The 14106-nt window shown below is 49.7% G+C and carries 8 protein-coding genes; all 8 read left to right on the forward strand.

Features of this window, described 5'->3' with window-relative positions:
* Positions 1 to 473 precede the first annotated feature (473 nt).
* The 8 genes from rpoB to DHL47_RS03835 all read left to right on the forward strand — a co-directional run bounded on the left by rpoB (position 474) and on the right by DHL47_RS03835 (position 13995).
* Positions 474 to 4040 carry a DNA-directed RNA polymerase subunit beta gene (rpoB, locus tag DHL47_RS03800; protein WP_209550954.1) on the forward strand — a complete coding sequence of 1189 codons (3567 nt, stop codon included), beginning with the start codon at positions 474 to 476 and terminating at the stop codon, positions 4038 to 4040.
* 39 nt (positions 4041 to 4079) lie between these two features.
* Positions 4080 to 7727: a DNA-directed RNA polymerase subunit beta' gene (gene rpoC / locus DHL47_RS03805; protein ID WP_209550955.1), complete on the forward strand. Its 3648-nt coding sequence runs from the start codon at positions 4080 to 4082 to the stop codon at positions 7725 to 7727.
* Positions 7728 to 8230: 503 nt separating this feature from the next.
* Complete coding sequence (gene wecB, locus DHL47_RS03810) at positions 8231 to 9391, forward strand: non-hydrolyzing UDP-N-acetylglucosamine 2-epimerase (RefSeq protein ID WP_209550956.1); 1161 nt, start codon at positions 8231 to 8233, stop codon at positions 9389 to 9391.
* Entirely contained in the window at positions 9384 to 10172 is a 789-nt protein-coding gene (locus tag DHL47_RS03815; RefSeq protein WP_128836791.1) for a hypothetical protein, read from the forward strand. Before wecB ends, DHL47_RS03815 begins: the two co-directional genes overlap by 8 nt.
* Positions 10173 to 10181: 9 nt before the next feature.
* Positions 10182 to 10325 carry a hypothetical protein gene (locus DHL47_RS03820; RefSeq protein ID WP_128836790.1) on the forward strand — a complete coding sequence of 48 codons (144 nt, stop codon included), beginning with the start codon at positions 10182 to 10184 and terminating at the stop codon, positions 10323 to 10325.
* Positions 10318 to 11628 carry a glycosyltransferase family 2 protein gene (locus tag DHL47_RS03825; RefSeq protein ID WP_209550957.1) on the forward strand — a complete coding sequence of 437 codons (1311 nt, stop codon included), beginning with the start codon at positions 10318 to 10320 and terminating at the stop codon, positions 11626 to 11628. The genes DHL47_RS03820 and DHL47_RS03825 overlap by 8 nt, the downstream gene beginning before the upstream one ends.
* A gap of 8 nt (positions 11629 to 11636) precedes the next feature.
* Positions 11637 to 12743: a family 8 glycosyl hydrolase gene (locus DHL47_RS03830; protein ID WP_209550958.1), complete on the forward strand. Its 1107-nt coding sequence runs from the start codon at positions 11637 to 11639 to the stop codon at positions 12741 to 12743.
* 193 nt (positions 12744 to 12936) lie between these two features.
* Positions 12937 to 13995: a zinc-dependent alcohol dehydrogenase family protein gene (locus DHL47_RS03835; RefSeq protein ID WP_209550959.1), complete on the forward strand. Its 1059-nt coding sequence runs from the start codon at positions 12937 to 12939 to the stop codon at positions 13993 to 13995.
* The last annotated feature ends 111 nt before the right edge of the window (positions 13996 to 14106 follow it).

A 14106-nucleotide genomic window follows, 5' to 3' on the forward strand; every position in this document is an offset into this window, starting at 1 on the left:
TGTTTTGGAAACGCATCGTCAATCTCCTGTTTCTACTTTGCTTTTTGAGCCTTAGTATCTTAATTAACTGAACTCGAGCTAAAATCTCGGAAAAAAGATAAATCGCTTTGGCGGTGGGACAGAACTAAATTTTTAAAAATTTAGTTCCCTTCACTCTTTTGTTTCTAAGCTCAGGCTGAAAAGGTTCCCCAAACTTTTTCACTCCCAGTCCGGGGGACTGTGAGAGGTTGGAGATAAAACAAACGCAGTTTGTGCCAAAACAGTGCTTTGAGTAATCAGCTGCCGCGTCAAGAGTTTTTTACCAAAACAAAGCAAGACTGAAGGACTTTTTATACGGTATCTTCCCAAAGATCCATCCCTCTGCGAGCGAGGACACAGCCATCATGGGAGTCTGTCTCAGCCTCTTCATCGATTTCCTATTTTTCTTTCGATTTTTAAACGCTCTCGTATCTTAATCACAAAGGAGTAAAAACTTGGCAGGACATGAAGTTCGATACGGGAAACACCGTACCCGTCGTAGTTTTTCAAGAATTAAGGAAGTTCTTGATTTACCAAACTTGATTGAAATTCAGACCGATTCATTTCAGGATTTTCTGGATCATGGCTTGAAAGAAGTGTTTGAGGATGTGCTTCCTATCTCAAACTTTACCGACACCATGGAGTTGGAATTTGTCGGCTATGAAATTCGTGAGCCTAAGTACACGCTGGAAGAAGCCCGCATTCACGATGCCAGCTATTCAGCGCCGATTTTTGTAACCTTCCGTCTGATTAACAAGGAAACTGGGGAAATCAAGACACAGGAAGTCTTTTTTGGCGACTTCCCAATCATGACCGAGATGGGGACCTTCATCATCAACGGCGGTGAGCGGATTATCGTATCTCAGCTGGTGCGCTCTCCAGGGGTCTATTTCAATGACAAGGTGGATAAGAACGGCAAAGTGGGCTATGGTTCAACCGTTATCCCTAACCGCGGTGCTTGGCTGGAGCTGGAAACAGACTCCAAAGATATTGCCTACACCCGTATTGACCGGACACGGAAAATTCCGTTTACGACCCTGGTCCGTGCGCTTGGTTTCTCTGGAGATGATGAAATCTTTGACATCTTTGGGGACAGCGATTTGGTCCGCAATACCATCGAAAAAGACATTCATAAAAATCCGATGGATTCCCGTACAGATGAAGCGCTGAAAGAAATCTATGAGCGCCTGCGTCCAGGTGAGCCTAAGACGGCCGAAAGCTCTCGCTCTCTGCTGGTGGCGCGTTTCTTTGATCCGCACCGCTATGACTTGGCAGCAGTCGGCCGTTACAAGATTAACAAAAAACTGAATGTCAAGAACCGCCTGCTCAACCAGACATTGGCGGAGCCTCTGGTAGATGCAGAGACGGGAGAAATCCTGCTGGAAGCTGGTACAGTTATGACCCGCAGTGTCATTGACGGCATTGCAGAGCAGCTGGACAGCGGTCTCAATAAAATCACCTACATTCCAAATGATTCCGCTGTTTTGACTGAGCCGGTAGAGCTGCAGAAGTTCAAAGTGATTGCCCCGACTGATCCGGACCGTGTGGTGACCATCATCGGCAATGCCAATCCATCTGACCGGGTGCGGACAGTGACTCCGGCTGATATTCTGGCTGAGATGAGCTACTTCCTCAACTTGGCAGAAGGCATCGGCCGTGTGGACGATATTGACCACTTGGGGAACCGCCGGATTCGTGCAGTGGGTGAGCTTTTGGCCAATCAAGTCCGTCTGGGTCTGTCTCGGATGGAGCGCAATGTCCGCGAACGGATGAGCGTTCAGGACAATGAAGTGCTGACACCGCAGCAGATTATCAACATCCGTCCGGTGACAGCTGCTATTAAAGAATTCTTTGGTTCTTCTCAGCTGTCCCAGTTCATGGATCAGCACAATCCGCTGTCTGAACTGTCTCACAAGCGCCGTCTGTCTGCCTTGGGACCTGGCGGTCTGACCCGGGACCGCGCTGGCTATGAAGTGCGGGACGTGCACTATACCCACTACGGCCGTATGTGTCCGATTGAAACACCTGAAGGACCAAATATCGGCTTGATCAACAACCTGTCCTCTTACGGCCATCTCAACAAATACGGCTTTATTCAAACGCCTTACCGCAGGGTAGACCGCGAAGCGGGCGTGGTGACCAATGAAATCGTTTGGCTGACCGCTGATGAAGAAGATGAATTTATCGTAGCTCAGGCCAACTCTAAGCTGAATGAAGAGGGCGGCTTTGCAGAAGCGATTGTCATGGGACGCCATCAGGGGAATAACCAAGAGTTTCCATCAGATCAAGTAGACTTCATGGATGTGTCGCCGAAACAGGTAGTTGCCGTAGCGACAGCCTGCATTCCTTTCTTGGAAAATGACGACTCCAACCGGGCCCTCATGGGTGCCAACATGCAGCGTCAGGCGGTGCCTCTGATTGATCCGAAAGCGCCTTATGTCGGTACAGGTATGGAATACCAAGCAGCCCATGACTCCGGTGCGGCAGTCATTGCCCAGCATGATGGTAAGGTTACCTATGCAGATGCGGATAAGGTAGAAGTCCGCCGCGAAGATGGTTCACTGGATGTTTATCAAATCACCAAATTCCGCCGTTCCAACTCTGGTACAGCTTATAACCAGCGGACACTCGTCAAAGTCGGCGATGCCGTTGAAAAAGGCGACTTTATCGCTGACGGTCCTTCCATGGAAAATGGAGAAATGGCTCTGGGCCAAAACCCAATCGTTGCCTACATGACCTGGGAAGGGTATAACTTTGAGGATGCCGTGATTATGAGCGAGCGTCTGGTCAAGGATGATGTCTACACCTCTGTTCATTTGGAGGAGTATGAGTCAGAAACCCGCGATACCAAGCTTGGTCCTGAAGAGATTACCCGTGAAATCCCGAATGTCGGGGAAGACGCTCTGAAAAATCTGGACGAAATGGGGATTATCCGCATCGGGGCGGAAGTCAAAGAAGGCGACATCCTGGTCGGCAAGGTCACTCCGAAGGGAGAAAAAGATCTGTCTGCTGAAGAGCGTCTGCTTCATGCCATCTTCGGTGACAAGTCTCGTGAAGTTCGTGACACCTCTCTGCGTGTGCCGCACGGTGCGGACGGCGTGGTGCGTGATGTCAAGATCTTTACCCGCGCCAACGGCGATGAACTCCAGTCTGGTGTCAACATGCTGGTCCGGGTCTACATCGCTCAGAAACGGAAGATTAAGGTCGGAGATAAGATGGCCGGCCGCCACGGAAATAAGGGTGTCGTTTCCCGTATTGTACCTGTGGAAGACATGCCTTATCTGCCAGACGGAACGCCGGTCGACATCATGCTGAATCCGCTGGGTGTGCCGTCCCGGATGAATATTGGTCAGGTTATGGAGCTCCACCTTGGTATGGCAGCCCGCAACTTGGGCATTCACATTGCGACACCGGTCTTTGACGGGGCTAGCTCAGAAGATCTCTGGGATACCGTCCGCGAAGCTGGTATGGACAGCGATGCCAAGACCATTCTTTATGATGGCCGGACAGGTGAGCCCTTTGACAACCGCGTATCAGTCGGAGTCATGTACATGATCAAGCTCCACCACATGGTTGACGACAAGCTTCATGCCCGCTCTGTCGGTCCTTACTCCATGGTGACCCAGCAGCCGCTGGGAGGGAAAGCCCAATTTGGCGGACAGCGTTTCGGGGAGATGGAAGTGTGGGCTCTGGAAGCCTATGGTGCTTCGAATGTCCTGCAGGAAATCCTAACCTACAAGTCCGATGATGTCAACGGCCGTCTCAAGGCCTATGAAGCTATCACCAAAGGCAAGCCGATTCCAAAACCAGGTGTGCCGGAATCCTTCCGCGTCCTGGTCAAAGAGCTGCAGTCTCTGGGGCTGGACATGCGTGTCCTTGATGAAGATGACAATGAAGTCGAGCTGCGTGATCTGGATGAAGGGGAAGATGACGATGTCATCCATGTAGACGACCTTGAAAAAGCGCGTGAAAAGGCTGCCAAAGAAGCCAAAGAAGCCTTCGATGCAGAAGGACAAGAATAATCATTCACACTGACTAGAAAATGAAGAAAGGTAAAAATAGTGGTTGATGTAAATCGTTTTAAAAGTATGCAAATCACCCTAGCTTCTCCCAATAAGGTCCGTTCATGGTCTTATGGAGAAGTGAAGAAACCTGAAACAATCAATTACCGAACCCTGAAACCGGAACGCGAAGGTCTCTTTGACGAAGTTATTTTTGGTCCGACCAAGGACTGGGAATGTGCCTGCGGCAAGTACAAGCGCATCCGCTACAAGGGGATTGTCTGTGACCGCTGTGGTGTGGAAGTGACGCGGGCCAAGGTCCGCCGTGAGCGCATGGGCCACATCGAGCTCAAAGCACCGGTTTCTCATATTTGGTATTTCAAAGGCATCCCCAGCCGTATGGGGCTGACGCTGGATATGAGTCCCCGTGCCTTGGAGGAGGTCATTTACTTCGCTGCTTATGTGGTGATTGATCCGAAGGATACACCGCTAGAGCACAAGTCTATTATGACCGAGCGCGAATACCGTGAACGCCTGCGCGAATACGGTCCGGGCTCATTCGTAGCCAAGATGGGAGCAGAAGCCATTCAGGATCTGCTCAAGCAGGTCGATCTGGAAGCGGAGATTGCAGTTCTCAAGGAAGAGCTGAAAACAGCTTCCGGCCAAAAGCGGGTCAAGGCTGTCCGCCGTCTGGATGTACTGGATGCCTTTTACAAGTCCGGAAACAAGCCCGAGTGGATGGTGCTCAATATCCTGCCGGTTATTCCGCCGGATCTGCGTCCGATGGTTCAGCTGGACGGCGGCCGCTTTGCGGCTTCTGACCTTAACGACCTCTACCGCCGGGTCATCAACCGCAACAACCGGCTGGCCCGTCTCTTGGAACTCAATGCTCCGGGGATTATCGTGCAGAATGAAAAGCGGATGCTGCAGGAAGCCGTTGACGCGCTGATTGACAACGGCCGCCGCGGCCGTCCGATTACCGGACCGGGCAGCCGGCCGCTCAAATCCCTCAGCCACATGCTGAAAGGAAAGCAAGGCCGCTTCCGTCAAAACCTGCTCGGTAAGCGGGTTGACTTCTCCGGCCGTTCTGTTATTGCCGTTGGCCCAACATTGAAAATGTACCAGTGCGGTGTGCCGCGTGAGATGGCGATTGAGCTCTTCAAACCATTTGTCATGCGGGAAATCGTTGCCCGTGACATCGTGCAGAACGTCAAAGCAGCCAAACGCTTGGTCGAACGCGGTGATGAGCGCATCTGGGATATTTTGGAAGAAGTGATCAAGGAACACCCAGTGCTGCTGAACCGGGCACCGACCCTGCACAGACTGGGGATTCAGGCTTTTGAGCCGGTCCTGATCGACGGGAAGGCTCTGCGCCTGCATCCGCTGGTCTGTGAAGCCTACAATGCCGACTTTGACGGGGACCAAATGGCCATCCACGTGCCCTTGTCCGAAGAAGCGCAGGCGGAAGCCCGCATCCTCATGCTGGCTGCTGAGCACATCCTGAACCCGAAAGACGGAAAACCAGTTGTTACGCCGTCTCAGGACATGGTCTTGGGGAACTACTACCTGACTATGGAAGAAGCCGGCCGCGAAGGCGAAGGCATGATTTTCAAGGGTAGGGATGAAGCGGTCATGGCACTCCGCAATGGCTATGTTCACCTGCATACCCGCGTCGGTATCGCAACGGACAGTTTGGCCAAACCTTGGACGGAAAAACAAAAACACAAGATTCTGATTACAACAGTAGGGAAGATTCTCTTTAACGCCATCATGCCGGAGGAGCTGCCTTATCTGCAGGAACCAAATAATGCCAACTTAACAGAAGGCGTACCGGATCAATACTTCTTGGAGCCGGGGCAGGACATCAAGGAAGCTATCAGCAAGCTTGAGATCAATGTTCCATTTAAGAAGAAAAATCTGGGGAATATCATCGCTGAAATCTTCAAGCGTTTCCGCACAACAGAAACTTCTGCCCTGCTGGACCGTCTCAAAGACTTGGGCTATCATCATTCCACTCTGGCCGGTCTGACAGTGGGGATTGCGGATATTCCAGTCGTTGAAGACAAGGCTGAAATCATCGAAGAGTCCCACAAGCGTGTGGATCAAATCACCAAGCAGTTCCGCCGCGGTATGATTACCGACGACGAACGCTACAATGCAGTAACAGCTGAATGGCGGGCGGCTCGTGAGAAGCTGGAAAAACGTCTGGTGGCTAATCAGGATCCGAAGAATCCAATCGTTATGATGATGGACTCCGGAGCCCGCGGTAACATCTCCAACTTCTCCCAGCTGGCCGGTATGCGCGGTCTGATGGCGGCACCAAACGGCCGCATCATGGAACTGCCAATCCTGTCTAACTTCCGTGAAGGTCTGTCCGTTCTGGAAATGTTCTTCTCCACCCACGGAGCCCGTAAAGGGATGACCGATACGGCCCTCAAGACAGCTGACTCGGGCTACCTGACCCGCCGTCTGGTGGATGTGGCTCAGGATGTGATTATCCGTGAGGACGACTGCGGTACGGACCGCGGCCTGCTCATCACTTCTATCACCGAAGGCAAGGAAATGATTGAGTCGCTGGAAGAACGTCTGAACGGCCGTTACACCAAGAAGACCGTGAAGCATCCTGAAACCGGTCAGGTGATTGTCGGGGCCAATGAGCTGATTACTGAAGACAAAGCCCGCGAAATCGTTGCTGCCGGCGTGACGGAGGTCACCATTCGTTCCGTCTTTACCTGCAACACCCGCCACGGTGTCTGCCGTCACTGTTACGGTATCAACCTGGCGACCGGTGATGCAGTTGAAGTCGGTGAAGCAGTCGGAACCATCGCTGCCCAATCTATCGGGGAGCCGGGTACCCAGCTGACCATGCGGACCTTCCACACGGGCGGGGTTGCCTCTAATACCGATATCACCCAAGGTCTGCCTCGTGTCCAAGAAATCTTTGAAGCCCGCAATCCGAAAGGGGAGGCGGTCATCACGGAAGTCAAGGGTGAGGTTACCGCTATCGAAGAAGATGCATCAACCCGTACCAAGAAGGTCTATGTCAAGGGCACGACTGGTGAAGGAGAATATGTGGTGCCATTTACAGCCCGCATGAAGGTAGAGGTAGGCGACCAGGTCTCCCGCGGTGCTGCTCTGACCGAAGGGTCTATCCAGCCCAAGCACTTGCTGGCGGTTCGTGATGTCTTGTCTGTTGAGACCTATCTCCTTGCTGAGGTACAGAAAGTTTACCGCAGCCAAGGGGTAGAAATCGGCGACAAGCACATCGAGGTGATGGTCCGTCAGATGATCCGCAAGGTCCGTGTCATGGATCCAGGCGATACCGGACTGCTCATGGGAACACTGATGGACATTACCGACTTTACGGATGCGAACCGCGACGTGGTCATTTCTGGCGGTGTCCCTGCGACAGCCCGTCCGGTCCTGATGGGAATCACCAAGGCTTCCTTGGAGACCAACAGCTTCCTGTCTGCGGCTTCCTTCCAGGAAACAACGCGTGTCCTGACCGATGCAGCTATCCGCGGCAAGAAAGACCATCTGCTCGGACTCAAGGAAAATGTTATCATTGGGAAAATCATCCCAGCCGGTACCGGCATGGCCCGCTACCGCAATCTGGAGCCTCAGGCTGTCAACGAGGTTGAAATCATTGACGAAATCGTTGCCTTGTCTGAAGGTGCAGAAGCAGATGAGACTCTTATCCTGAAATAAGAACAAGACTCTCTCTCGAATTTTCGAGAGGGAGTTTTTTCTTTTTTTGCAGCCTATAAATGCTTGCATACCTCAAAATATTATCCTATAATACAAGTAGGAGGTATTATTTTTTAGGCTGTGTCGTCTCATCAGAGAACAGGAGCCGTAACAATCATTTAACATAACTCTATATATTCATAGTGAATAAAAATGAAAAATGTAAAAAAGGAAAATACAATGAAAGCAGGCAGAGCATGGGCTGGCTGCTCTAAAATCAGTAGTTTATTATTGATTATTTGCAAAAAAATAGGCAAATTTCAGAAACTTTAAGTTACAGTTAAGTTAAGAACATTAAACTAATCTTAAATAAGTTACCAACGTGTAAATCAAAATTAAGAACGTATGAAAAAGCTGGAAATGCTTTGATTATAAAATTAGTTGATGGTAAAATATTGGTGGCTTAAGGACAAACTTTTTTTAGTAAAAAGTTATCACAATTATTTGATTGTTTGGTGAGGAAAATGCAGAAAACAAAAGTAATGGTCGTATTTGGTACGCGGCCGGAGGCTATCAAGATGGCTCCGCTTGTGATCGAACTGAAAAAGCAGAACCATTTGTTTGAGACAAAGACGGTAGTGACAGCGCAGCATCGTCAGATGCTGGATCAGGTATTGGAAACGTTTGGTCTGGTGCCGGATTATGACTTAGACATTATGGGGGCCAACCAAAGCCTGTCAGATATTACTGTCAAGATATTGAATAAGCTGGACGGGATTTTAAAAGAAGAAAAGCCGGACATCATGCTGGTGCACGGTGACACGACGACGACTTTTGCGGCCGGTCTGGCAGCTTTCTACAATCAGGTACGGGTGGGGCATGTGGAAGCCGGCCTCAGAACCTGGAATAAGTACTCTCCTTTTCCAGAGGAGCTGAATCGCCAGATGACGGATTCTCTGACCGACCTTTATTTTGCACCGACTGCAGACAGCAAGGCAAATCTGCTGAAAGAAAATCATCCGGAGGATCAGATTTTTATTACCGGCAATACGGCTATTGATGCCCTCAAGCTGACGGTCAAGGAAGGCTACCAGCACGAGGTGCTGCAGGCTGTCAATCCGGCTTCTAAAATAATACTGGTCACCATGCACCGCAGGGAAAATCAGGGGCAGCCGATGCGTCGTGTCTTTGCAACCCTGCGTCAGGTCGTAGAGGAACGGGAGAATGTGGAAATCATCTACCCTGTCCATCTGAGTCCGGCCGTTCAGGAAGCGGCCAAAGATATTCTGAGCGGCCATGAGCGAATTCACCTCATTAATCCGCTGGATGTCTTGGATTTTCATAATATTGCAGCCAAGAGTTACTTTATCATGTCTGACTCGGGCGGTGTTCAGGAAGAGGCGCCTTCTCTGGGCAAGCCGGTACTGGTCCTGCGGGATACGACTGAGCGGCCGGAGGGAGTGGCAGCAGGAACTCTGAAGCTGGTCGGAACAGAAAGCGATGCAGTCCGTCAGGCAATGGAGCAGCTGCTGGATGATGAGGCACTTTACCAGCAGATGGCTCAGGCCAGCAACCCTTACGGGGACGGTCTGGCTTCGCAGCGGATTGCTCAGGCGATTGCTTATTATTTTGATCAAAGGTCGGAGCGGCCGAAAGAATTTAAAACTGGAGTAGAAAATGTTTAGAAAAAGAGCACTGGAAGGCTCCTTGCTGCTGTTGGTATTGGCAGCGGCAGCAGTCCTTGTTTACAGTTGGTTTTTTGCAACAAGTATATTTTACGTTGTGGCAGCCTTGATTTTATTAGGGATTTTTAGTGTCTTTGTCCTGTCTGATCTGTTGGTTAGCTGGATCATGATTTTAGGTATCGTTTTTACAACGGTTATCCTCATCTTTGATGTGGCCTATCTGCCGGACAATGACATCTTTCTCCTGCTCTATACTTTCTCTGTCAGCGCTTGGCTGGCCAGCCGGGTCAATCACTATCTGCATGAGCGCTTTTCTTTGGTTCAGGATGATAGTGAGGAAGCGGCGGCAGATTATGATGAGCTGGTTCAGAAGATCCATTTGCAGGAGCAGCAGTCTTTTCAGGCTCTGCTGATTCACTGGACACACAATCGCCACTTTTTCCAAATCAATACCCATGAGTACAAGCGGATGCTGAAACAGATCCACCGACTGCTCAAATGGAGTTTTCAGGATGGCGAAACGCTTTACTATGTTTCAAATGGAAATTTTCTGGTTCTGACAAGCAGGACGGAACAGAATCTCAGGAGCCATTTCCAAGAGCGGGTGCAGGCTGACTTGATTACCATGCATTTCAAAAATAAGACCAGCCGGTCGCATATCCAGTTCCAGTCGGGCTATTTGGAGATTGATGCGGACAATGTTGATCGCTTCCATCGCTTTGAGGACGCTTTGAGCAATTTAGAGCGGCAGCTGGAAACGGATATTATCATTGAATATTAGGAGGATGCCATGTCTTTAACTGATTTCTTTTTTACGATTTCCATGACTCTGAGTTTCTTTTTTGCACTCAGTTTTGTGATTCTGTTCATCTTTTACTTGGTTATTTACAATCGGGTCAATAAAAACTTTAGGGCGGTGAAGCACCATGATTAGTCAAATTGTTATGATTATCACCCTGTTTTCTATCTGGATATCGCTGGCTTGGGCCTTGGTCATTTTGGCTTCGGCAGTTCATTTCTGGATGAAACACAGTGATTTTGATGTAGACACCGGTCCTTTGGAAGACTATCCGATGGTAACGGTAGTGGTTCCGGCCCACAATGAAGATGTGGTGATTGCCCAGACCACCAAGGCCATTCTGGATCTGGAATATCCGCATGACAGAGTGGAGCTGCTCCTCTTTGCGGATAACTGCTCAGACAACACCTATCAGGAAATGCTCAAGGTGCAGGCACTGCCTGAGTATGCAGGCCGCGACATTACCATTACAGACCGTACGGGTACCGGCGGTAAGGCCGGAGTTCTCAACGATGCCCTCAAAATGGCTAAGGGGGATTACATCTGTGTCTATGATGCGGATGCCATGCCGGAAAAGAATGCTCTCTACTTCCTGGTCAAGAAGGTTTTGGAAGATCCAGAACGCCATGTAGCTTCCTTTGGGCGCAATAAAACCCGCAATGCCAATCAGAACTTCCTGACACGCTGTATCAATCAGGAGATTGTGGTTACTCAGCGGGTTTACCATGTGGGGATGTGGCATCTCTTTAAGATTGGCCGGATTCCGGGAACCAACTTTTTGATCAACACGGAGTTTGTCAAGAGTATCGGCGGCTGGAAAAACGGCGCTCTGACGGAAGATACGGAAATTTCTTTTAAAATTATGCAGAGCGGCAAGCTGATTGCTCTGGCTTACAATTCCGAAGCCTTTCAGCAGGAGCCTGAGACTCTCAAATCCTACTATATGCAGCGCAAGCGCTGGGCCAAGGGCAATTACGAGGTGGTGCTGGCCAATTTCAAGCACCTCTTTGGCCGCGGCAACTGGCGGGTCAAACTGGAAGTCTTTAACTATTCCTGTACCTTCTTCTGGTTCAATCTGGCCATTGTGCTGTCTGACTTAGTTTTCTTTGCCAATGTAGTGGCCATGCTTGTTCAGCTCTTTCACCCGAGTGTGAACATTCCCTTTGCCTTTGATGCTGATAATATCTATATTGCCCAGCTGATGCTCTTTAACTGGCTGCTGATGATTCTGCTGTATCTCTTGCAGATCAACATTGCTCTGGCCTCTCAGTTTGGTCAGGCAACGCCCAAGCAGATCTGGCTGGCCCTCGTATCTTATCTGACTTATTCGCAGCTCTTTATTGTCGTATCCTTGGATGCAGTTGGCTCCGTTGTGCTGGATAAGATTTTGAGACGGAAAGAGACGAAGTGGGTGAAAACAAAACGATTTGCAGGTTAGGAGACATTGTGAAAAGAACAAGATTAAGATTTATTTGGTTTATAGCCATCCTTGCGGCCTTAGCGGCCATCCTCCTTTATACCAGAATGAATAGTACAACCTATCTGAAAGACCGCGTTTATCATCAATGGAAGAACGCCTATGTTGTTGAAAAAAACAATCAGGCTTATGTCAAGACGACCAACAGCCAGACAGAAAATGTCGTTCTGTCAGAAGGACAGGGCTATGGAATGGTCATTGCTGTGGATGCGGCCAAGCAGGGGGATGCAGACCAGGCGGATTTTGAACAGCTCTACCAATACTATCTGGCTCAGCGCTTGGGCGATACCCAGCTCATGTCCTGGAAACAGACTGTCAAGGGGGATGAAATCAGCCATGCAGACGAAAACAATGCGACAGACGGAGATCTGTATATCGCCTATGCCCTGATTCAGGCTGCTAAGCAGTGGCCGGACAAGGCTGATGAATACAAGGCTCAGGCTCAGGCAGTGTTGGAAGATATTCTCCGCTACAATTATAATGAAAGCAATGGCGTTTTGACCGTTGGGAACTGGGCTAATGCTGAATCAGAATTTTACAATCTGATGCGGACTTCTGATACTCTGCCTCACCAGTTTGAGGCTTTCTATGAGTTGACAAACAATCAGCAGTGGCTGACCATTAAGGACAATATGCTGGGCAAGCTGGAAAAAATCAGCGCACAGACCGATACCGGTCTTCTGCCGGACTTCATGTGGGTAGAAGGCGATCAGGTTCGGGTGGCGGATGCCAATACGGTTGAGTCAGAAAATGACGGCTTTTATTCCTATAATGCCTGCCGTCTGCCATACAATCTGGCCCAGAGCAAGGATAAGAAGAGTCAGGCCCTATTGGACAAGATGATGCAGTTCTTTATGGAGCAGGATTCTATCTATGCAGGCTACAATCTCAAAGGCCAGCCCCTGAATTCGCATCAGTCAGGCAGCTTCAGTGCGCCGGTATTTTATGCGGCTAATCAGGACAGGGATTTCCGTAAGCTGGTACAGCAGAATAAGTATCTCTTCATACAGGATCTGCCGTCTGGCAACTACTACGATGCAGCGATGACAACTATGGTTGCTTTAGGTACTTTATAAGAACAAGAAAGCGGGACTGGAAACCGAAATCAGCGATTTGGGCTTCTATCCTGCTTTTTTTGTCTGCATTGTTCGTCTTTCAGATTCTAAAGGCTCCGGTTTTCTGCATCGGGAAAGCGTTTGCAATTCTTTCGGAAATAAGATAAAATAAAATCAGTAAATTCATATATAATAATATAAGAAAGGATAGCCTATGAAAGCTTATACTTATGTCAAGCCGGGGCTTGCACAATTTGTGGATGTGGATAAGCCGCTGGTCCGCAAGCCGACCGATGCCATTGTCCGTTTGGTCAAGACCACCATCTGTGGGACGGATCTCCATATCATCAAAGGCGATGTTCCGGCTGTCAAGAGCGGCACCATTCTGGGCCATGAAGGCATTGGGATTGTCGAAGAAGTGGGTGAAGGTGTGACCAACTTTAAAAAGGGTGACAAGGTCCTGATTTCCTGTGTCTGCGCCTGCGGCAAGTGCTACTACTGCAAGAAGGGGATTTATGCCCACTGCGAGGATGAGGGCGGCTGGATTTTTGGCCATTTGATTGATGGCATGCAGGCAGAGTATCTGCGCGTACCCCATGCTGATAATACCCTTTATCATACACCGGAAGGCCTGTCTGACGAAGCTTTGGTCATGCTGTCTGATATTCTGCCGACTGGCTATGAAATCGGAGTGCTGAAAGGGAAAGTGGAACCTGGCTGTTCAGTTGCTATTGTTGGTTCTGGGCCAGTTGGTCTGGCAGCTCTCTTGACGGCCCAGTTCTTCTCGCCAGCCAAGCTCATCATGGTTGACTTGGATGACCATCGTCTGGATACGGCCCTGTCTTTCGGTGCTACTCACAAGGTTAATTCTGCCGATCCAGAGAAGGCTGTTGAGAAGATCTATGAATTGACAGAAGGCCGCGGTGTAGATGTAGCCATTGAAGCAGTCGGTATTCCTGCCACCTTTGACCTCTGTCAAAAGATTATCGGCGTGGACGGTACCATTGCCAATGCCGGTGTTCACGGCTGTCCGGTTGAGTTTGACTTGGACAGACTCTGGATCCGCAACATTAATGTGACGACCGGTCTGGTATCGACCAATACCACTCCGCAGCTGCTCAAGGCCCTGGAAAGCCACAAGATTGAGCCGGAGAAATTGGTCACCCACTATTTCAAGCTCAGTGAGATTGACAAGGCCTACGAGGTCTTTGGGCAGGCGGCCGCCCACCAGACCATTAAGGTCATTATTGAGAATGACCTCTCACCCCAATAACGAGTACTTTTCGAAAGTCAAAACCAACCTTCGTTAAGCCCGGTAGAGTGAAAGGCTTTGGGGAACCTTTTCAGTCTGAGCCGAACCATTCGAAAGTGAGGCAGGGCAGCT

The organism is Streptococcus panodentis (genome assembly GCF_017884005.1).
Lineage (GTDB): Bacteria > Bacillota > Bacilli > Lactobacillales > Streptococcaceae > Streptococcus > Streptococcus panodentis.